The following is a 21558-nucleotide window of genomic DNA, read 5'->3' on the forward strand; positions in this document are numbered from 1 at the left end:
TCCCGCGTGGTGTCAAGCGACCGACGTCACTGCACCTGCTCGGCTGCGGCGCGCGGATATGTTCCACGCAGCGTAGAGTCGAAGAATCGACGGCGTCGAGCCGGATCACAACTTGACTCGAACTGCGCCTGCGTCTGCCACGAGTCAGATTCACCCGTCCTAGCATCGGGGAATTCAGATGTGCAGCAGGCACTTACCGTGACGTATTGCATCGGCGTGCTGCTCGACGACGGGATCATCTTCGCGGCTGATTCCCGCACCAACGCGGGCGTCGACAACTTCGCCAAGTTCTGCAAGGTGACGGTGTTCGAGACGCCAGGCGATCGGGTGATCGCGCTGCTGAGTTCGGGAAACCTGGCCGGCACCCAGGCCATCATCAGCGTGTTGCGGCAGCGTTGTGCCGACGGCCCCGCGACGACCAACCTGCTTGGTGCGACGACGATGTTCGACGTCGCCCGGTTGGTATCGGACGCCATGCGCGAGGTCGACGAGCGTGACGCGGGCTACCTGGACAGCAACCCGGCCGGCTTCAACGCCTCGTTCATCGTCGGCGGTCAGCTCGCCGGTGAGCCGATGCGACTCTTCCGCATCTACGCCGAGGGCAACTTCATCGAAGCCGGCACCGACACGATGTTCCTGCAGACCGGTGAGACGAAGTACGGCAAGCCGATCCTCGACCGCGTGCTCGTGCCCCAGACATCGTTGGCTGACGCCACGAAATGCGTTCTGGTTTCCTTTGATTCGACGATGCGGAGCAACCTGTCGGTGGGTATGCCGATCGATTTGATCAGCTATGAACGGGACAGCCTGCGCGTGCCGTGGCGGCGCCGATTCGACGAAGGCGACCCCTATTTCACAGCTGTCAGGGAGGCGTGGAGTGAGGGCACCCGGACCGTGTTCAGCAGGCTACCCGATCTCCGTTGGTGACTGCGTCGTGGCGGATTTCCTGCTCATCACCTGCGAACACGGGGGTAATGACATACCCGCGCCGTTCGGACCGCTCTTTGCAGAACATCGGGCGCTGCTGGACTCCCATCGGGGTTGGGACCCTGGTGCGCTGGTCATGGCGGAAGCGCTCGCAGCCGCGAGCCGGGCACCGCTGGTCGCATCGACCACCAGCCGCCTCCTGGTCGATCTGAACCGGTCGATCGGGCACCCGCAGCTCTTTTCGCCGGTGGCGCGGGCCGCATCGAAGGAGGCCAGATCGCAGATCATCGAGCAGTATTACCGCCCGTACCGCGACACGGTGGAAAACGTTGTCAAACAATCTATTTCGCGCAGTCAGCGGGTGATTCATCTCTCCTGCCACAGCTTCACCCCAGAACTGGACGGGGTGGTGCGCCGAGCCGATGTCGGGTTGCTCTACGACCCTCGTCGGCGCGGAGAGGTCCAGGTGAGCATGCGTTGGCAGGCGTCGCTCGCTGCTCTTCGCCCGGAACTCCGTGTGCGCCGGAACTATCCCTACGCGGGTAAGGGGGACGGCCTGACGTCGCACCTGCGCAAGCGCTTTGGGCCAAGCGAGTACGTCGGCGTCGAACTGGAGATCAACCAGCGCATCGTGGTCGCCGGCGGCCGGCCCTGGGCAGCGCTGCGTGCCGTGCTGATCGATGCCCTGGACACGGCTCGAGCAACCCTGCCGGACCCGCCCGCGTGAACCAAACACCAACAGCGAGAACGGAGACAGCGTGAAAATCAATGTCGGCTTCGAGATGGTCTTCGAGTGCCCGAACCCAACCCCGATCATCTTCAATCTCAACGTCCACTTCACCCGCGTCTCCGATCTCATCGGTCGCGACGCGTTGCTGGTCGACCCGCCGGTGCCGATGAAGATCTACCGTGACGATTTCGGCAACTGGTGCACCCGCATCGTCGCGCCGAAGGGATCCACCCGTGTCCGGGGCGACGCGATCATCAGGGACAGTGGGCTCCCTGATGTCCTGGTCCCCGGGGCGCGCCAGACGCCGGTCCCGGACCTGCCCGATGAGACGCTCATCTTCCTGCTCGGCAGCCGGTACTGCGATACCGATCGGCTGTCACAGACGGCGTGGGATCTGTTCGGGCAGACACCATCAGGCTGGGATCGCGTTCAGGCCATCTGCGACTACGTGCACCGCCACATCACCTTCGACTACATGCAGGCGGACAGCACCCGCACGGCGTTGGAGGCCTTCACCGGACGTGTCGGTGTCTGCCGCGATTTCACCCACCTTGCCGTCGCCTTCTGCCGCTGCATGAATATCCCGACGCGTTACTGCACCGGGTATCTCGGCGACATCGGCATGGCACCGCCTTATGGGCCAATGGATTTCGCCGCCTGGTTCGAGGTGTTTCTCGACGGGCACTGGTACACGTTCGACGCGCGTAACAACGTGCCGCGTATCGGCCGGGTGTTGATCGCGCGTGGCCGTGACGCCGCCGACGTAGCGCTGAGCAACGCGTTCGGCGCCAACACGTTGACGAGCTTCCGGGTCTGGACAGACCAAGTGGCATAGACGACGCGCGACGCGCTAACGCCCCCGGGCCGTTGCCCGGTGGCCGCGATCGATCCCGACCAGCTCAGCACATGCCGGCGGGTGCTGTCCGAGGTGAGCTCGCTGCCAAGGCCGCGCTGAACATGCTGACCCGCACCAGTGCGGGGGAGATGCTGGAGCAGGACGGCATCTTGATGAGTGCCGTCGACACCGGTCGCATCGGCTTCAATTTGCGCCGACCATGTCGGCGAGCCGCAACGACACAACTACACCCGGATGCATACGTCGGCTCCGACATCGAGCGAACTGACAGACCTGCGGGAAACGGACGGAACGCGTTAGATGGCGCGGCATGATGGATGTATGGATTGGACACGACTGGCCCGGTTTGTCCGCGCGCTCGGCGCCGTCGCAGCGGTGGTCGTGTCGCTGCTGTGCGGCCCGATCGCCGGGTCGGCGGGTGCGGAGGTCGCGGCACCGGCGGGGGACGTCATCTCCATCGGTGACCCCAACGCCCTGGGGCAGGTCGATCTGTACCTGGATCCGCTGTGCCCGTACAGCGGCAAGCTGATCCGGAAAGAGGGCGACGAGCTGGGCCGTCGTATCGAGAGCGGCGCAATTCGGGTGAATCTACGGCTGGTGAACTTCCTCGAAAAGTATTCGGCCAGTGGAACATACGACCGGCGCGCGATCTACGCGGCTTTCGTCGTGGCCGGCGAGTCGAAATCGAGTGAAGTGGCGTGGCGCTTCGTGCAGCAGATTTTCTCGAAAGAACACCAGCCGAAAGAGGGCGGGCCGACGGACCTGAGCAACGATCAGTTGGCGGAGCTGGCGGGCCGGGCGGGTGCGCCGCAGTCGGCGCAGGACCTGATTCGGGTCGGCTTGCCGGTCGGCTACGACTCCCGGGCGATTGCGGCCAACAACCTCACGCTCCTGCACGAGTTTCCGAATCCCGGGGTGCCGCAGGTCGTGATCAATGGGCAGATCATCGACGACGACGACTGGCTGAGTCGGATTCCGGCCTGAGGGTTCGCTAAGTAGCGACGATCCCACGTCGGTAGGCCGCGCCGTTCTTCGCCGGCCTCGTGCGTAACGTACGCGTTTCTCCGCAGGTCGGGTGAACCGACGATCCTGCGGCGCCCAAGGGGCTGGCCTGGGCGAGGTTCCCCCGATCGGCGGACACGGGATTCACCCGGCGGAAGGGCCGGTCGGCGGATACAGGTCGACAGCTGTGCGCGGCATTCTTAGTTCAACACCGGAACACACCGGAAAGAACTTGAAAAGCCTTCCCGCACAAAGGAGTCGACATGAACATCACCCGCCGCATCGCCGCCGGATTCGCCCTCGCCGCCGCGCCCGCCGTCATCTTCCTGGGCACCGCCACCGCGCACGCGGACGTCACGACCGCCAGCAGCCCCGTCGGTACGCACCACGCGTTCCCGCACCAGCAGAACAGCCCGCAGCCGGGCAGCCCGGTGCATCACCATCACCAGCACAACCGGCGCTGAGGCTTTCCGTCACCGCTGAGGCCGCCCCTGTCGTCGCGACGGGGCGGCCTTACGCACTGGGGCTGACAGGCCTGCCGAGGAACGCCAACAGCTTGGTGGTGGGCGAACAACCTGCCGGCGCGGGTTGCTCCGGACCGAACGCCCCGGGGCGCCGGAGCATCTGTTCCGGCACCGAGTGGACCAGCCCTTCGGACAGGGTGAGCAGGTCGTCGGGCAGCTCGATCGGCTCGCCGAGGGACTGGCGCAGATCCCACGTGTGCAGGGCCAGATCAGCGATCGGGAACAGCAGTGCGCGACGCAGCGGAACTTCGCCCTGTGGAGACTTGCGCGGCGCATCGAGATCCGCGGTAGGCAGAGCCTCGCGAAGGCGAATGCCCAACGCGCTCAGCTGATCTGCCGGGCTGTCGTACATCCAGTCCGACGGTTCGGAAGGTCCGTCCCACAGCTCGCCGTCCTCGGCGAGCACGATGATTCGGGTAGCGCTGCCGGTTGCGTGCGCGACCAGTTCGCGCACGGTCCAGTCCTGCAGGATCGACGGATCGTCCCAGCGCTCCGCGGGAACGTCACCAACGGCGGCGGTGAGCAGGTCGAGGGCCTCGACAGCCAACACGCCAAGCTCGGGGGTCGTGTCTTCGCTCATAAGGGCCACGGTACGAGCAGGCACCGACACCGGTCGACGAATCGGGGGAGCCGGTTCGCTAATTGGCCTGTTCAGGCCCCGTCCCCGTACCCTTCGACGGTGACCGCGATCGATCCTGACCAGCTCAGCACCTGCCTGAAAGTGCTGTCTGAGGTGAGCGCGCTGCCGCCCGAGCATCCCGACGCCATTGCTGTCCGCCAGGCCACCGCGAAGATGTTCAAGGAGCTGAAGAAGGAGCGCCGAGCCGCCGCACGCGACAAGGTAGCGGCCGCTGATCGCGCTGTCATCGCCGCGACCGCGACGGGGGCGCCGGGACGGATCGACGACGAGACGCAGGGTCTGCCTCTGGTGTCCACCGCGGTCGGGGCCACGGCGGGCACGCTGCTGCGCTCACAGCACTGCTACATCTGCAAGAACCACTTCACGGTGGTCGATGCCTTCTACCACCAGCTGTGCCCCGACTGCGCCGCCTTCAACCGGGCCAAGCGCGACGCCCGCACCGACCTGACCGGTCGTACCGCGCTGCTCACCGGTGGGCGCGCCAAGATCGGCATGTACATCGCGCTGCGGCTGCTGCGCGACGGCGCGCACACCACGATCACCACCCGGTTCCCCAACGATGCCGTGCGACGCTTCGCCGCGATGGAGGACAGCGCCGACTGGCTGCACCGGCTGCGGGTCGTCGGCATCGACCTGCGGGACCCGGCCCAGGTGGTCGCGCTGGCCGACGAGGTGGCCGCGCAAGGGCCGCTGGACATCCTGATCAACAATGCCGCGCAGACGGTGCGCCGCCCGCCGGGCTCGTACGCCGCGCTGGTGGAGGCCGAGCGCACCCCGCCGCCCGAGCTGGTCGACGTCATCACCTTCGACCACGTCAGCGACGCGCATCCGCACGCCCTGGCCGGCAGTCTCGGTGAGCACCCGGCCCCGCACGCCCTGACCGAGCTTGCGCTGCAAGCCCGTAGCGCGTCGCCGGAGCGGATTGCCGCCGGCCTCGCGATCGACGCGGGCGGGCTGCTGCCGGACACCGCGTCGATCAACAGCTGGACCCAACGGGTGCACGAGGTCGACGCGATGGAGCTCCTCGAGGTGCAGCTGTGCAACCAGACAGCGCCGTTCATCCTGGTGAGCCGGCTGCGCCCGGCGATGGCCGCTTCGTCCGCCCGGCGCAAATACGTGGTGAACGTGTCCGCGATGGAAGGCCAGTTCAGCCGCGGCTACAAGGGGCCCGGCCATCCGCACACCAACATGGCCAAGGCTGCGCTGAACATGCTGACCCGCACCAGTGCGGGGGAGATGTTGGAGCAGGACGGCATTCTCATGACCGCCGTCGACACCGGCTGGATCACCGACGAGCGCCCGCATCCCACCAAGCTGCGGCTGGCCGAGGAAGGCTTCCATGCGCCGCTGGATCTGGTGGATGGTGCTGCGCGCGTGTATGACCCGATTGTGCGCGGGGAATTGGGCGAGGATCTCTACGGGTGTTTCTTGAAGGATTACGCGAAGAGTCCTTGGTAGGTCCGTGACGTTCGTGGGCTTCCAACTTGCCCACATACGGCGTGGTGACGCCCTACGCTGCGAACCATGTCGATCGACCGTGTGGGGCTCGTCGTCGGTGGTATCCGTCTGGCGTCGGGGGTGTCGTTTCTGGTCGACCCGGCCCGGGCGAATCGGTTGTGGGGTGACCCCGAGAAGCCGACCGGATCCACGTGGTTGCTGCTGCACTCGATGGGGTACCGCGACGCACTGATTGGCGGGCTGCTCGTCGGCGCGGCGCTGCGTGGCCGAGACACCCGAGGCTGGTTCCTGGCCTCCGGTGGTGCCGATGCGGCAGATCTGTTGGGCGGCATGGGTGTTCATCACGAGATGAGGCCGTCGCAGAAGTACATCGGGCTCGGCGGCGCCGTTGTCGGGATCGGCCTTGGGTTGTGGGGTGCGACGCGGCGGCGGTCTCGTGGAGCCGCCGCTACTGCCTGACCGAGGGTTGGGCGCGCGTTATGCCGCCATCCGGGCCGCGGTGGCCGCGGCGATCTGGTTGAGGTGGTTGGTGGCGACCTGCACCGAGCTCTGGTGAGGGAGTGCGTCGACGTACTCGTAGGTGATGTGCGGCAGGGTCGGCGGGTTGGTCGCGTAGAAGGCGACGGCCCGGTCGATGGCCTCGACGAGGGCGGGGCCGCCCACGATCGGGTCGGTGACGAACGCCAGCACCTGCTGGGCGAGGCTGCCCTGACCGGTCAGGCCGGCGATCAGCGCGACGGCCGCGTTGATGCTGATGCCGAGTTGGACCGCGGCCTTGTAGACGGCGGTGATGTCGCGGCCGGCCTGGTTGTTGGGGGTGGTCGTGTAGAGGTCGCCGGGGTTGGCGAAGTCCCACCAGGTGTCAATACCGTTGGCGTCCTTGGGGATTTGCGCGGCGGTCAGGTTGGTGACGGCGATGCCGCGGCCGCCCGGATCGGTGCCGCCGGGGAAGGTGTGGCCGGTTAAGCGCCATGGGTTACCGAAGGTGTAGCCGCCGATCAGGTTGGGCCGGGCCCACTGCAGGCTGCCGGTCATGATCTCGGCGAGGACCCGGGAGGCGGCCTCGGCGCCCTGGCTGTAGCCGCCGAGCGCGAAGGTCTGCTTCGGGTAGTTGTTGATCCAGCCGATGGCGTTGGTGACCGCGATCCGCACCGATTCGGCGTAGCTGGGGGAGAGCGGCGCGCCGGGTGGGATGGGGCCAAAGGTCCACGGGGCCTGGATGGGGACTTCGAAGACGAGGTCGGGGTCGGCGGCGTGGACGACGTCGGAGGGGTAGCCGGTGCCCGGGGCGGCCCAGGTGCCGGCAAACGTCAGGACGGCGTGGCGGACGTGGTAAACGCCCGTGATGTTGGCGGCGATATCACTGAAAGTGGTCATCGCTCAGCTCATTTCGCGGTGGTGGGGAGTCCGTTTGCTTTGCGCCACTGGATGGCGAACTCCATGAGCTCGATGAGCACGTCACCGCTGTCGCGGGTGATGCCGTCGCTGAAGGTGTGGACCCAGGCGATCTGCTCGGCGGTGGTCACCTGCTGTTCGAAGGCGTCGAACGTGCCCTGGTAGTTCTGGCCGTTGTGGGTGGAGTTCCATGGGCCGCGGTTGGGGTCGTCGACGATGTCGCCGATGTTGCGCGGGTGGCGGGCCAGGACGGCGCGCCAGGGTTGTGGCATGCCGTTGGCGGTGACGCCGGAGATGTCGGTCTGGAGCGATTGTGCATCAGCCATGGTGGGGCCTCCTGATCGGTGTTGTGCCGGGTGGCGAGAGGTTCTTGCGACACGAGTGGCTGACAGCCGCCGGGAATTGAACCCGGGACCTGTTGTGTCGCCTCGCCTATCGCCATCGCCCGCCCTATTTGACTAGGTCGTCCAATTCCCACAGTAGGCCCGGATCGATAGGCCGTCGAACTTGTCGGTGGGTGGTGCGACGATGTGCGGCTCACTCAAATCAGGAGGAAGACATGAAGAAATTGTTGGTGGCCGCGATGACGGTCGGGGCGGCTGTGGCGTGGAGTCCGGTGGCCGCGGCCGAGCCGTCGTGGACGATGCCGAACCTGGTCGGGATGGATCTACAGGGTGCTCAGGATGCGATTCACGTTCTTTGACGAGGGCCGAGCCGGATCTAATGAACGAAGCATTGAGAGCTGTCGCCCAGACGACCGAGATTCGCCCCGCGCTGCGCAGTCAACGCGCCGCGCCGCGGACACAAACTGCGCGAGGTTGTCGTGCCCGTCACCTAGTCTGTATGCGCACGCTCTGTAGTGGCTCAAAATATCTTTGACCTGCGGGAACGTGTGAGAAAACGAAATAGTTGAAAACAATGGTCAATAAGCGGCGCGAGGCCGGAGGAGATCTACCTGAACATGAGCGAGCTGCCGACTGAGTACCCCGCCAACCTCTATGCGAAGGCGGTGACGTGGTAGTGACTCCTGCAACGGGCGAGGCTCAGCGCGCTGAACTTCACAAGACAATCTGGCGCATCGCGAACGACCTCCGTGGCGCTGTTGACGGTTGGGACTTCAAGAGCTATGTGCTCGGCATCCTGTTTTATCGGTTCATCTCCGAGAACCTCACTGCTTACCTGAACGAACAGGAACGCGCAGCCGGTCAAGTCGAGTTCGACTACGCAACCCTCGGCGACTCAGATGCTGAATTCGGCCGCGACGAGACGGTCAAGGAGAAGGGCTTCTACATCCTGCCGAGCGAGCTGTTCGCCAATGTCCGCAAGCGGGCTCTCAAGGACGAGAACCTGAACGAGACCCTGCAGAAGATTTTCAAGAGCATCGAAGGTTCCGCGGTCGGTACCGATAGCGAAGACGACCTGAAAGGCTTGTTTGACGATCTTGACGTCAACAGCGCCAAGCTCGGCAACACCGTCGCCAAGCGCAACGAGAAGCTCGTGAAACTGCTGGATGCCATCGGCGACCTGAACCTCGGCGACTTCAACGACCACGCAATCGATTCGTTTGGCGACGCGTATGAGTACCTGATGACCATGTATGCCTCTAGCGCGGGTAAGTCCGGTGGCGAATTCTTCACACCACAAGAAGTATCGGAGCTGCTGGCGCGCATCACAGTGGTAGGCAAGAATTCCGTCAACAAGGTCTACGACCCCGCCTGCGGATCGGGCTCGTTGCTGTTGAAATTCGCCAAGGTACTCGGCAAAGACAGAGTGCGCCAAGGATTCTTCGGTCAGGAGATCAACCTGACCACCTACAACCTCGCTCGTATCAATATGTTCCTGCACGACATCAACTTTGAAAAGTTTGACATCGTGCACGGCGACACCCTCACTGATCCGCTGCATTGGGACGACGAGCCGTTCGAAGCGATCGTGTCTAATCCTCCATACTCGATCAAATGGGCGGGAGACAGCAACCCACTACTGATTAACGACCCGAGGTTCGCTCCCGCTGGCGTGCTCGCCCCGCGAAGCAAAGCGGATCTGGCGTTCACAATGCATATGCTGAGCTGGCTAGCCGTAAACGGAACAGCAGCAATCGTCGAATTCCCTGGGGCGCTCTACCGCGGTGGCGCAGAAAAGACGATACGCAAGTACCTAGTCGACAATAATTACGTCGACACAGTGATCCAGCTGCCGCCGGATCTATTCTTCGGCACGACGATTCAAACCTGCATCTTGGTGCTCAAGAAGTCGAAGAAGGACAACGCGGTGCTTTTCATTGACGGTTCTCTTGAGTTCAAACGGTTCGGGAATAAGAACAAACTCCTGCCAGAGAACCTCCAGAAAATTGTCGATGCGTTCGCGGAGCGCGAAGATGTAAGCCACCTCGCTCGGCTCGTTTCGAGCGACCTGATTGCTGGAAACGACTATAAGCTCACGCCCACATCTTATGTTGAGAGGGAGGGCACTGCTGAGATCGTCGACATCGCCCTACTAAATACTGAGATCGCGGAGATTGTTGCGCGGCAAGCGGAGCTGCGGGAACAGGTTGATAACGTCGTTGCTGAGTTGGAGAGCGTGTCTTGACTCGCATCAGCAGAGTTCTCGAGGAGCTGCGCCGCCTTGGGGGTGTCCCGTACAGACTCATCGGAGACATCGCAACCGTAGTACGTGGTGCATCGCCGCGCCCGATCCGGAACTTCATTACGGATGAAGATGGCAGTGTTCCGTGGATTAAGATCGGCGATGTCCCTGTAGGCAGCAAATACATAACTCAAACAGCCCAACGGATTACCGTAGAGGGTGCTATGAAGTCCCGACGCGTCCATCCCGGTGATTTCGTGCTGTCGAATTCAATGAGTTTTGGCCGACCTTTCATTTCAAAAATCGAGGGATGTATTCACGACGGCTGGCTTGCGATAAGTGAATTCGATGGTTCGCTCGAACCAAACTTTTTATACCACTTGCTCGGATCTCCTCGGATTCAAGAGGAGTTTAGTCGTCGGGCAGGCGTCGGCGCAGTTCAGAACCTAAACGCCGACATCGTTAAGGCGATCGCGATACCCTGTCCGCCCATTGAGGTGCAGCGCGCAATTGTTGAAGTCCTTGACCTTTTTGGATCCTTAAATACTGAAATCCAAGCTGAGCTTGAGGCGCGACGCCTCCAATACGCTTACTATCGCGATTCTATGTTTGGCTTTACAAGTGCGGCCGATGTTTCGCGGCGCCCGCTGGGCGATTTGGGTCAGTTCATCCGAGGGCGGCGATTTACCAAAGACGATGTCGTGGAAAGTGGTATCCCAAGTATTCACTACGGTGAGATCTACACTCATTACGGCGTTGCAACTGAATCAGTTATCTCTCACGTTCGGACTGACCTTGTCGATCAGCTTCGATATGCTCAGCCAGGTGACGTGGTGTTTGCAGCCGTGGGTGAGACAGTCGAGGATGTCGCAAAAGCGGTCGCCTGGCTTGGCGACGAGCCGGTCGCAATACACGATGACACGTTCCTTTTTCGGAGTGAGCTGAACAGCAAGTATGTCTCCTATTTTGCGCAGACTGGAGATTTTCATCGGCAGAAGCATAAGCATGTTGCCCGCGCTAAGGTAAATCGCATTTCCGGCGAAGGTCTCTCCAAGATCGCAATACCCGTACCTTCACTCGGGCAGCAGGAACGCATCGTCGATATCCTCGACAAACTCAACGCCCTAGTGAGTGATCCGTCGGGCGGACTCCCCGCAGAGATTGTCGCTCGGCGCACACAGTACGAGCACTACCGCGATCGCTTGCTGACCTTCGAGGAGTTGGTTGTATGACCGACGGCAAAGCCGTTCGCTACGACCCAATCGCTGTCTCCGCTGAGAGCACGGTTGTCGCGGAGTATATTTCTGATGGCAAGATAGCTGATTCCTACCAGTCCGAGGCCGACCTTGAGCTTGAGTTCATCAATATTCTGCAGTCGCAGGAGTACCAGCGCCTACAGATTCATACCGAGCAGGAGCTTATAGCGAACCTTCGGGCGAGTCTCGAAGCGCTGAACGGCATTACGTTTACAGACTCCGAGTGGAATCAGTTCTTCACTGGGAAGATCTCTGGAGTAAACGAAGGTATCGAGGAAAAAACTGTCCGTATCCACGAGGATTACGTCCAGATCCTCACACGCGACGACGGCTCCACAAAGAACATCAAGCTGATCGACAAGACGAACATCCACAACAACAAACTGCAAGTCATCAACCAATACGAGGTCGGCCAGAGCGAGGGTGGTGCCAAATACGCCAACCGCTACGACGTTACGGTGCTTGTTAACGGCCTACCGCTGGCGCACATCGAGTTAAAGCGGCGCGGTGTCGCGATCCGCGAGGCGTTCAATCAGATCAACCGCTACCAGCGGGACAGTTTCTGGGCCGGCTCTGGCCTGTTCGACTATGTGCAGGTGTTCGTCATTAGCAACGGCACGCACACGAAGTACTACAGCAATACGACGCGTCGCCAACATATCAAGGAAGCCGCCGGATCATCGAAAGCCAAGAAGACCGGCAACTCGTTCGAGTTCACATCATGGTGGGCGGATGCGGCCAACAAGCCGATCCAAGACTTAACTTCCTTTGCAACAACGTTTTTCGCTCGACACACCTTACTCAACATCCTGACTAAGTACTGCGTCCTCACTGCCGACCGGCTATTGCTCGTCATGCGTCCGTATCAGATTGTCGCGACCGAGCGCATCCTGCAGAAGATCGAGATCTCAACCAACCACAAGCAGCTCGGCACTCTTGCCGCCGGTGGGTACATCTGGCACACCACCGGTTCGGGCAAGACTCTGACATCGTTCAAGACTGCGCAGCTTGCCTCCAAACTCGACAGCGTGGACAAAGTGCTGTTCGTGGTCGACCGTAAGGATCTCGACTACCAGACGATGCGTGAGTACGACCGGTTCGAGAAGGGCGCTGCGAACTCCAACACCTCGACGAGCGTGCTGAAGAAGCAGCTCGAAGACCCGAGCTCCAACATCATCATCACGACGATCCAGAAGCTCGCGACGTTTATCAACGCACCTGCGAACAAGAACCACGCCATCTTCAGCGGGCAGGTCGTCATCATCTTCGATGAATGTCACCGATCGCAGTTCGGGGACATGCACCAGGCCATCACGAAAGCGTTCAAGCGCTACAACCTGTTTGGCTTCACCGGTACACCGATTTTCTCCGTGAACTCCGGTACTGGTGGCAACCCGAAGCTCCGCACAACACCTCAAGCGTTCGGCTGCTACTGGCATGGCGATCCGCGCAACTGCTCCTCTGAGCAGCATTCGACAGCGGCGCACACGTACACGATTGTCGATGCGATCAACGACAAGAACGTGCTGCCCTTCCGCATCGACTTCGTCAACACCGTCAAGATGCCAGCGGGCGTCAAGGACAAACAGGTGTCTGCCATCGACACCGAGAGGGCTCTGCTGGCGCCTGAGCGTGTGCGTCAGATCGTGGAATACACGCTGGAGCATTTCGACCAGAAAACGAAGCGGGCTCAGCACTATTCGCTCGGTGAGCGGCGCGTCCACGGTTTCAATGCAGTGTTCGCCACCGCCTCGATTGAGGCTGCGCGCATTTATTACAACCAGTTCGCCATCCAACAGGACGATCTGCCGCCAGACCGACGTCTCAAGATCGGGTTGATCTACTCCTATGCCGCCAACGAGGCTGTCGAGGATGGGGCGCTCGATGAGGAGGAGTTCGAGACGGGGCAGCTCACCTCGTCGGCTCGCGAGTTCCTAGAAGACGCGATCCAGGACTACAACGATCTGTACGGCACCAGCTTCGACACGTCCAGCGACAAGTTTCAGAACTATTACAAGGACCTGTCGCTCCGGTTGAAGAACCGCGAAATCGACCTTGTGATCGTGGTCAACATGTTCCTCACCGGCTTCGACGCCACGACGCTGAATACTCTGTGGGTCGACAAGAACCTACGATCCCATGGCCTCATTCAGGCTTACTCCCGCACTAACCGAATCCTGAACTCGGTCAAGACATACGGCAACATCGTAAGCTTCCGAGACCTTGAGGAGGAGACCAACGACGCCATCGCGCTGTTCGGCAATAAGGACGCGGGCGGCATCGTATTGCTCAAGCCGTACTCCGATTACTACGACGAGTACACCGACAAGGTCACCGAACTGCTCCAACGGTTCCCGTTGGGGGAGCATATCGTTGGCGAGAGCGCGCAAAAGGCGTTCATTGCGCTGTTCGGGCAGATTCTACGCCTGCAGAACATCCTGGTGTCGTTCGATGACTTCGCGGGCAACCAGATCCTCACGGACCGGCAGGCTCAGGACTACCGAAGCGTCTACCTCGACCTGTACGCCGACTTCCGCAGCGACGCGAATGCCGACAAAGAGTCGATCATCGATGACGTTGTTTTCGAGATCGAGCTCATCAAGCAAGTCGAAATCAACGTCGACTACATACTGATGCTCGTCCAGAAGTACCGTGAGGCGAAAGGCGACGGCGACGACAAGGAGATTCGCGCCGAGATCATCCGGGCCATCGATTCCAGTCCGAGCTTGCGGAACAAGAAGGATCTCATCGAGGACTTCGTCGATTCAATCTCTGCCACCGGCGGGATCGACGACGAGTGGCAGAAGTACGTGGCCGCACGTAGGGCGGCTGAGCTTGATCGGATCATCACCGAGGAAAACCTCAAACCAGACGAGACTCGCGAGTTCGTCGAGACCGCCTTCCGCGACGGTGCGATTCAGGCGACCGGTACGGCCATCATCAAGGTGTTGCCGCCGGCCTCACGCTTCGCTGCTGGCGGTGGTCACGGTGAAAAGAAGCAGCGAGTACTTGATCGGCTCGGTGAGTTTTTCGAGCGCTTTTTTGGGTTGGGCTCGGGCAAAGGGCTCGCTGATGACTAGTTTGCGACGATGTGACCTTGAGGGAGTGGTGGTTTCGAGGACACTTCCGTACCACCGACTGGTTCATGGGTTGGTCATGTTCTCGCCACGACTGACGTCGGAGAGCTGCTAACGATGCATGTCACCAAACTCAGGGTCCAGAATTACAGCCGACTCGCCGACCTCGACATCGAGATCCGCAAGCACCTCGTCCTTGTCGGACCTAATGATGTAGGCAAGTCATCACTTCTCCGTTGTCTCGACCTCTTGCTCGGAGCCAGCACTGCGCAGATCTACTCGTCGCTCGTGCTGGAGGACGTGCGTGACGCAGACCAGCCGCTGGTTATCGAGGTGGACCTCGAAGACTTTAATTCGGACCAAAAGGCACTGTTTCCAGATGAGATTACGGTTGACCCAGCCACTGGACGGAAACATCTGACCCTGAAACTGACTGCCACGTTTGACCACAACGAGACATTGAGTGTCGTACGATCAGCGCCAGACGGCGGTACTGGACGGCAGCTCTCGCGCGAACAGTTGGCAGGGATTGGCTGGCAAATGCTCGCTGCAACGGGGCATTCACGTGACCTACGCTCTGACCGGAAGTCCCACCTCGACGAGATTCTCCGAACGATCGACTTGGGCCCTGAGCAGGCTACCTTTGATGGGCTTGCTTCCCAATTTGAACAAGCGCTAACAGAGTCGGCAACGCTTGGTGCACTGCGTGACTCGCTTGCTAGCCAGCTGTCGCGGGCGCTTCCGGAAGCGGTAGCGAAGAATGATCTCGCATTTGTCCCCGGCTCCAGCGCCGAAAATGATGCCCTGAGCGATGTTCGTCTCCAGATGACTAAGGGAGGTACGTCTCGAAGTCTCGCTGAGCAATCTGACGGTACGAGAGCGCTTTTCGCGATTGCGCTGTACGACATGGTAAGCGTGGGGGCAAACATGGTTGCTATCGACGAACCAGAGATCCACCTGCATCCAACCAGCCAGCGCAGCCTGGCCCGCCTGCTACAGCAGGGCAGCAACCAGAAGTTCATTGCGACTCACTCGGCAGACATCGTTGGAGCCTTCGGCCCCGAGTGCATCGTCGCAGTCCGCACTGGTGGCCGCGTCGTACAGCCGGATGCGGGTTTTTTGAGCGATGACGAGAGAATGAGTGTGCGCTGGTGGGTACGTGACAAGCTCGAGCCACTCACAGCTCGCCGAGTCGTTGCAGTGGAGGGAATTTCGGACCGGATTGTCCTTGAACGATGCGCTGAAGTGACTGATCGCAATCTAGACCGTCTGGGCTGCGCATTGATCGAAACAAATGGTGCCGGAGATATGGGCGCCATCATCAAGCTGTTCGGATCCTCGGGGTTTGATATACCGATGTCGCTTCTCATTGACGACGACGCAACTGCTGACACCGCCGCCAAACTCGGTGTCTCCGTGGCAGACTTGAATCTGCACTCGGTTTGGGTGTCCAAGCCGGACCTTGAGGCTGAGTATGTTTCGGCATTCGGTGCTGCCAGGGTGTGGCAAGCGTTGTCGGTCTCTGCCCTCTTCTCAAACAAAGAGCGAGCAAACTGCGGCACATCTGGGCCCGGAGGCACAAGGACAGTCGGCGACGTTGCGGCTTTCTGTCGCTCCAGTTCAAAGCACAAAGTTCGAGCGGCGCTCGCGATCGCGCCGCTCCTCGGTGAAGCGGAAGCAAGAGCTATCGCAAGCGTCAATAGTCTGCTGGATGAGATCGAGCCCGTCTAACATGGTGGAGCCCACCCAAGCCCAACTGAACATCCGCGACCATGTCGATTTGGATCTGTTGGTCGTGGCTCCGGCCGGGTGTGGGAAGACTGAGGCCCTCGCCCTCCGAATCCAGGGATTACTACAGCGAGGAATCGCACTGGCACCGCGCCGAGTCCTTGTTGCGACGTTCTCTAATCGCGCGCGTGACAACATCCGTGATCGCTTGACTGGCTACTTGAGCGGCGCAACTTTGCGAGACCGGATAACTATCGCCAATTTTCACGGATTATCAGCACGGATCTATCAGGCCCATGCGGCGGTTATCGGGCTCAGTCCCAGCCTGGTCGTCCCTGAGTCTGACTGGGTTGGGGAGCAGTGTCGGAGTCGGAATCTGAATTTCAATGCGGCGGGTGCAGTGCAGGACCTACTGCGCGAAATAAAGCAACAATCCATCGACGATGCAACGGTGGAACAACAGCTCGTCGACGCCGGCAATCCTGTCGCGTTGGCGATAGAACGCCAGCGTGTTGCCGAAGGGAGGCTTACATACGATGATCTCCCTCGCGTCGCAGAGTTGATCCTCGAGAATGCCGACGTTGCAAATCTGTATCGGCACCACTTTGCTGCAGTCATCGTTGACGAATTCCAAGACCTCACACCACAGCAGCTCCGTATTGTAAACCGCATCGGACACCGCAAGACGACCTATGCGGGCGATCTTGCCCAAGGTATTTACGGGTTCGCCGGTGCCCGCCCAGACGAGATCGACCGTCAGATCAGGTTGGAGTGCTCTGACGTCATTGAGTTTGCCGAATCTCACCGCTCATCGCCCGCAGTGCTGGGCATGGTCAACGCGCTAGCTTCGCATACTGGCGGAACTGAATTAACGTGCGCAAAGCCAGACAGTTGGCCCAGCGGTGGCCTTGCAGCGCAAGCCATCTTCGATACCCCCGATGCAGAAGCCAATTGGGCATTGAGGTTCTCGCAGTTCATTTTGACTAGGGCGCCCAAACACCGCATCGGCATTGTCACCCGAACCGCCGGCCGGCGGCGCTTCATTGAAGCTGCCATCGAGGCCAGCGACGTTCCGTCCTACAGGTGGGATGACGGGGTACTAGACACCGACACTGCTCGGATCGTGAAAGCGATGCTCGCCCGCCTTGAGATCGGTGATTTCTTCGCCGCCAGTGATCCACTCGAGTACTTGCGGGTGGCCGCTGGTTTGAATGGTGTGCAGGATCCGAGCATCCGGGAGTCGTTGAGCGAGGCTCTGAACTGGTGCTGCGACCTACTCCAGGAGGGTGTCGACGTCAGCAGTGTCAAATCACGGATTCGCATTGGCGATGAGTCGACGCTGCTGAGCGTTCCCGGAGTCCATCTGCTCACGGGCCACGTTGGCAAGGGCCAGCAGTTCGACTGGGTGCTAGTAATCGGTGCTGAAGAAGGATCGATTCCGGACTTCCGTGCGACGACAGATGCTGCAATTCAAGAGGAGGCGCGGATCCTTTCAGTTATGTTGTCGCGTGCTCGACACGGTGCCGTAGCGATGTGCGCTCGGAATGTGCCAGCTGCGGCAACTGGGGTTGTCTATCGCAAGCAGCCATCTCGATTCTGGTCGACGCTTGAACCCGCTTGCGTCGACTCCCAAACCGCCGTCGGTTGGCTTCAGGCCGCTCCGTGGAGTGAGATTTGCAAAATGTGAACCCCGCTGATGGTGGTGATTCAGTGGTTCCTTATGCAACAAACGATGAAAGGTCACGGATAGCCGCCTTAACCGACACAACTGTGCCGTGCAACCGGCCGGGCAACGCCATGGCAGTAGGTCGCCAACCGCCTCTGCCTGGCAAGGTTTTTACCCGACCTGGGCTGAGTTTTTCAGCGCCGTTCAACCGGTGCAGATTAAGGGGAGAGTCAACGGGCGCTGGATGCTTTCGGCGCACGTTGGTTTGCTCGTTCTATGTCGGCGCGTAAAATGTGCGCAATGAAACCAATGCCCTAGTCTTAGAATCAGTTTGATCGTAGTTGTCGACCAGTGCTTTAGTGAGTTCTTCGAGTGTCCACAGGGTGAGCGGTACCGAGGACCTGTCGGCTTCGTACCGGGCGTCTTTGGTGAATCCGCCGGTACTGACGTAGAGGCCGCGGTCGTCTTTGTGCCGGCCACCCAGGAAGCTGCGTACTTCCTGGCTGCCCATCGCCCCTTTACGATGCTTGACCTCGACCACGATGCGTGGCTGCTCGAAGCCGAAGCCGTCCGGGGAAGCGAGGATATCCCGTCCGAGGTCTGAGCCTTTGGGGGAGACCTGGGTTTTGTAGTTCATCGCGCGCAGAATGCCCGCTACTAACTCTTGTAGGTCTGCCCAGTCCAGTTGGTTGACTTGGTCTTTGATCCGTTCGAACGCCACGGCTTCGAAGTCTTCGAAGGGATCGTCTCCCTTCATGTCGTCTTCAGCGGCGGGACGATAGACAGGAGTGCCGTTAGCCGCCGCCACCAGTTCGTCGCTCGCAGACTTTGGCAGCTTGAAAACCGTCATGATCGAACCCAAGCTGTTCCGTGTACTTACGGTCAGGCGGTCCCGATCGACATCGTTTTGCAACCACGCGACATCTCGCGAGAGGCCCATGCTGAGCTGCGTCCGGTCGGGGTGATATGTGCATGCGCTGTGTACCGTCCCGACCAGGTATCTCCGGTTTGTTGGGGTGTAGGTGACAACCAGGTCGCCGGTTTTGATCTCGTTGACGAACCGGTAGACCTGTGACACCGCGGCCATCGCCGAATGTTGTTTGATGCCTGGCCTTGCCGCCGAGAACGCCGTCGCCAGCGCCTTGCGGTCCGCCCCGGAGTGGGCTAGCTCCGCGATCTCGCGGAACCCGATACCGACGGCGGCGAGGTCGCGGAAGTCGTCGTAGCGTTTCCCGCCGTCGCTCCGCACCATCCACGTTGACGTCACAGTTGTCTCCTGTCGTTTCGACTACCTCTAATTGACTACCGCTCAATGCCATTGGAACCAGGATCGGACCGCTACCATTTGGCCTCTGAACATCTGCCAACTGTGCGGACATCGGCAATCGCGAGGCCTATGAGGCCATCGGCAGTAATACAGAAACGCTTCGGAAATCGATCAGGCCATTGTTGGAGCCGCTCGAGCGTTCGCTTGAACCCTTCCGCACTGAGCCTGTCTCTCAAGTTGGTGGCGACGAGCGGTCCCAGTTGAGCAAGGAGCCGGTGTGCTGCTTCAGCGGCTGGAGGCAGCGGACGATCTGCCGTGTTCATCGGTGGCTGATCACGCGCATGACAACTCGATAGACGCGCCGAACTGCACGCATGTTGTGTTTTCCCACCCTGACCACCCCGCTACACGGCCATCCGCCCGCGTCAATAATGCACGCTTTGCCGAACGATACTCACAGCTACCGACAAGGTTGCTGCGGGGTCGCGAAAACGCACTTTCGAGGGTTTGCAGGGACGGTTTCCGAGGTAGCGAGTGAGTACCTTCACGGTTGCTCAAGACAGTCGCGAACCTATCCTGCTGCGCGGAATTCGTCGAACCGCTCGGCGAGACGTGCTTTGTCGGGCCGGTCTGCGCGGCGTGTGGGGAGGGTGAGCGGTTGTCCATGCATGTCTTGAAGTCCGTGTCTCAGCATAGGTCCGTCCACTTCCTCCATGAGTTCTCGGTTGATGCGGACGACGTAGTCTGGGTCGATGCCGAGCAGGTTGGCGTCGTACGCTGCATGGTGGATCTTGCACAGACTCAGCCCGTTTTGAACGATGGGTACGCCATGGGGTTTGCCGTCGCCGATGATGTGCGCCGCATCCAGCAGTCTTCCGTGCTTCAAAGTGCATACCGCGCAGCGCTGTTCGTAGGCCAAGAGTATTCGGCCACGGAATTCTGGCTGGTGGAGGCGCAATTTGACAGTGCGTTCGGCATACTCGCGCTCAGCAGGTTTCAGGTGAAGTGGGTCAGGTATGAATCTGAGGCTTTCGTCCAACGCGAGGATGAAGCGTCGGTTCTGTATGTCGTCTGCGACTACCCACACCGGAAATACCGGTACATAAATGCCGTCTTTAACCTTGCGTAGCAGGATGATTGGCAGGTCGAGGTCATAGGCCCGCCGCAGCTTGCGGTTGTCTCCTTCGATGCTGCCGGCACGATAGTCATATGCAAACAGAGAATCACCGACGTCAGCGTCGGAATAGGGTCCTTGTGGGTTGGACACGACAGACAGCGTGGCGCTCAGTTCGCGCGGGTTCCAGATACCTCGGTTCCGATCGATGGCCTTGTGAATCTCTCCGTTGACTGAGATCGACTCCAGCTGAGCGCGAGTGACCACGCCCTGATCCGCAACGATCTCAGCGAGGCGTTCAAAGATCATTGCGCGGAGTTGTCGTTCAGCCTCGCTCACCATTGGGGGAGTCTGCCATAGACTCGACGCGAGTTGCCGTGAACATCAGTGGCAAGCGACGACAGTCACGCGTAGGCATTGATGCTGGTGGTGCCTAGCGATGTAACGGCGGACGTGACAAGTTGTTTGACGGCTGAGATCGCGGGGCCTTGTGGGGATTGGGGCGCAGCTGTTGCCTGCTTGGCAGGGAGTCGCTTGTACGCGCGGTGACGGGCCCACGCAACTCCGCTGGCCGGGTGAGAATCGGGACGAGCCGGTCCTGCTGCCCGCCGACGGAATCGTTGTCATTCATATGCAGGATGAGCGTTCATGGTGTACGCAATCGAGGAAGCCGTGTGCTCGAACTCGCTGAGAAGCCGATCGCCGAAGTTTGTACCTCCCCCGGTGCGAATGCCAGCTGGATTTCTTGCGACTAGCATCGACTGATGCCGTCGAATCGTCCTCCGCTGCCCGCTCGGTTGAAGCGACTCATACTAATCGAAGCGGGTCATCGTTGTGCGATTCCGACCTGTAGGCAGACGCCGGTCGAGATTGCGCATATTGAGCCATGGTCGAAAGTCAAGGCTCACAAGGCAAATAATCTGATTGCTCTATGTCCGCTGTGTCATTCACGCTACGACAGAGGTGAAATTGATCGACTTTCGATGCTTCAATACAAGTCAAACCTAGTTGTCTTGCATGGTCGCTATTCGGACATCGAGCGTCAACTGCTCCGTGCGTTTGTGAGAAAGCTTGACATGGCGAGAGAGGTGGCGCAATCGGCTACCGCAGCCGGTCTTTCAAGTATCGCCGGCATCGGCCAGATCAGAATCTACTCCGAAATGGATTGGCTACTGGTGAACCTTATTGATGATGGCTTGATCGCCTTCCGTGCTCATAGTCATCGGGTGCTCGAGCAGCAGGAGCTCGCACTGAACGCAAAGGTCGTTGAGCTCACCGATAAGGGCGCTGAATTTCTGGAACGTTGGATCGACGCGGAGCCGCTGAAATAGG

General features: G+C 60.5%; 19 protein-coding genes. 14 read left to right on the top strand and 5 right to left on the bottom strand.

Going from position 1 to position 21558, the window contains the following annotated elements; genetic code table 11:
- Nucleotides 1-198 precede the first annotated feature (198 nt).
- The 5 genes from BR47_RS0108660 to BR47_RS0108680 all read left to right on the top strand — a co-directional run bounded on the left by BR47_RS0108660 (nt 199) and on the right by BR47_RS0108680 (nt 3979).
- The gene (locus tag BR47_RS0108660; protein WP_029105433.1) at nt 199-927 is read left to right on the top strand and encodes a proteasome-type protease; all 729 of its coding nucleotides are present in this window, start codon (nt 199-201) and stop codon (nt 925-927) included.
- Nucleotides 928-934: 7 nt separating this feature from the next.
- Entirely contained in the window at nt 935-1654 is a 720-nt protein-coding gene (locus tag BR47_RS0108665; RefSeq protein ID WP_029119239.1) for an N-formylglutamate amidohydrolase, read from the top strand.
- Between the two features lie 31 nt (nt 1655-1685).
- Nucleotides 1686-2492 (top strand): transglutaminase-like domain-containing protein, encoded by an 807-nt coding sequence (locus BR47_RS0108670; protein ID WP_029119240.1) that lies wholly within the window; start codon nt 1686-1688, stop codon nt 2490-2492.
- Nucleotides 2493-2834: 342 nt separating this feature from the next.
- Nucleotides 2835-3497: a DsbA family protein gene (locus BR47_RS0108675; RefSeq protein WP_051634689.1), complete on the top strand. Its 663-nt coding sequence runs from the start codon at nt 2835-2837 to the stop codon at nt 3495-3497.
- Between the two features lie 281 nt (nt 3498-3778).
- Nucleotides 3779-3979 (top strand): hypothetical protein, encoded by a 201-nt coding sequence (locus BR47_RS0108680; RefSeq protein ID WP_029119242.1) that lies wholly within the window; start codon nt 3779-3781, stop codon nt 3977-3979.
- 49 nt (nt 3980-4028) lie between these two features.
- Here the strand turns inward: BR47_RS0108680 and BR47_RS0108685 are convergent, their stop codons facing one another.
- On the bottom strand, nt 4029-4619 hold the full coding sequence (locus BR47_RS0108685; RefSeq protein ID WP_029119243.1) for a TIGR03086 family metal-binding protein: 591 nt from the start codon (nt 4617-4619) through the stop codon (nt 4029-4031).
- Between the two features lie 99 nt (nt 4620-4718).
- Here BR47_RS0108685 and BR47_RS0108690 point away from each other — a divergent pair, with 99 nt between their 5' ends.
- The gene (locus BR47_RS0108690; RefSeq protein ID WP_029119244.1) at nt 4719-6137 is read left to right on the top strand and encodes an SDR family NAD(P)-dependent oxidoreductase; all 1419 of its coding nucleotides are present in this window, start codon (nt 4719-4721) and stop codon (nt 6135-6137) included.
- Nucleotides 6138-6203: 66 nt separating this feature from the next.
- Entirely contained in the window at nt 6204-6596 is a 393-nt protein-coding gene (locus BR47_RS0108695) for a DUF4267 domain-containing protein (protein WP_029119245.1), read from the top strand.
- Nucleotides 6597-6614: 18 nt separating this feature from the next.
- Here BR47_RS0108695 and BR47_RS0108700 read toward each other — a convergent pair whose 3' ends face one another.
- On the bottom strand, nt 6615-7514 hold the full coding sequence (locus BR47_RS0108700) for a hypothetical protein (protein ID WP_029119246.1): 900 nt from the start codon (nt 7512-7514) through the stop codon (nt 6615-6617).
- Between the two features lie 8 nt (nt 7515-7522).
- The gene (locus BR47_RS0108705; protein ID WP_029119247.1) at nt 7523-7858 is read right to left on the bottom strand and encodes a hypothetical protein; all 336 of its coding nucleotides are present in this window, start codon (nt 7856-7858) and stop codon (nt 7523-7525) included.
- Nucleotides 7859-8091: 233 nt separating this feature from the next.
- Between BR47_RS0108705 and BR47_RS33010 the strand changes: the two genes are divergently transcribed.
- From BR47_RS33010 to BR47_RS0108735, 6 genes are all read left to right on the top strand, one after another.
- Nucleotides 8092-8235 carry a hypothetical protein gene (locus BR47_RS33010; protein WP_155987063.1) on the top strand — a complete coding sequence of 48 codons (144 nt, stop codon included), beginning with the start codon at nt 8092-8094 and terminating at the stop codon, nt 8233-8235.
- A gap of 317 nt (nt 8236-8552) precedes the next feature.
- Nucleotides 8553-10121 carry a type I restriction-modification system subunit M gene (locus BR47_RS0108715; protein WP_029119248.1) on the top strand — a complete coding sequence of 523 codons (1569 nt, stop codon included), beginning with the start codon at nt 8553-8555 and terminating at the stop codon, nt 10119-10121.
- Nucleotides 10118-11350, top strand: a complete 1233-nt coding sequence (locus BR47_RS32495) for a restriction endonuclease subunit S (RefSeq protein WP_231506681.1) — start codon at nt 10118-10120, stop codon at nt 11348-11350. Before BR47_RS0108715 ends, BR47_RS32495 begins: the two co-directional genes overlap by 4 nt.
- Nucleotides 11347-14454: a type I restriction endonuclease subunit R gene (locus BR47_RS0108725; protein WP_029119249.1), complete on the top strand. Its 3108-nt coding sequence runs from the start codon at nt 11347-11349 to the stop codon at nt 14452-14454. The genes BR47_RS32495 and BR47_RS0108725 overlap by 4 nt, the downstream gene beginning before the upstream one ends.
- Nucleotides 14455-14568: 114 nt before the next feature.
- A complete protein-coding gene (locus tag BR47_RS0108730; RefSeq protein ID WP_029119250.1) occupies nt 14569-16182 on the top strand; it encodes an ATP-dependent nuclease in 1614 nt (537 codons plus the stop codon).
- 1 nt (nt 16183) lies between these two features.
- The gene (locus tag BR47_RS0108735; RefSeq protein WP_029119251.1) at nt 16184-17866 is read left to right on the top strand and encodes a UvrD-helicase domain-containing protein; all 1683 of its coding nucleotides are present in this window, start codon (nt 16184-16186) and stop codon (nt 17864-17866) included.
- Between the two features lie 253 nt (nt 17867-18119).
- Here the strand turns inward: BR47_RS0108735 and BR47_RS33705 are convergent, their stop codons facing one another.
- Nucleotides 18120-19112 (bottom strand): restriction endonuclease, encoded by a 993-nt coding sequence (locus tag BR47_RS33705; RefSeq protein ID WP_029119252.1) that lies wholly within the window; start codon nt 19110-19112, stop codon nt 18120-18122.
- A gap of 571 nt (nt 19113-19683) precedes the next feature.
- Entirely contained in the window at nt 19684-20568 is an 885-nt protein-coding gene (locus BR47_RS32500) for an HNH endonuclease (protein WP_081831239.1), read from the bottom strand.
- Between the two features lie 422 nt (nt 20569-20990).
- On the opposite strand from BR47_RS32500, the gene BR47_RS32505 reads away from it, so the two are divergent.
- The gene (locus tag BR47_RS32505; RefSeq protein WP_081831240.1) at nt 20991-21557 is read left to right on the top strand and encodes an HNH endonuclease signature motif containing protein; all 567 of its coding nucleotides are present in this window, start codon (nt 20991-20993) and stop codon (nt 21555-21557) included.
- The last annotated feature ends 1 nt before the right edge of the window (nt 21558 follow it).

Origin of the sequence: Mycobacterium sp. UNC410CL29Cvi84 (assembly GCF_000686745.1) — a bacterium.
GTDB lineage: Bacteria > Actinomycetota > Actinomycetes > Mycobacteriales > Mycobacteriaceae > Mycobacterium > Mycobacterium mucogenicum_B.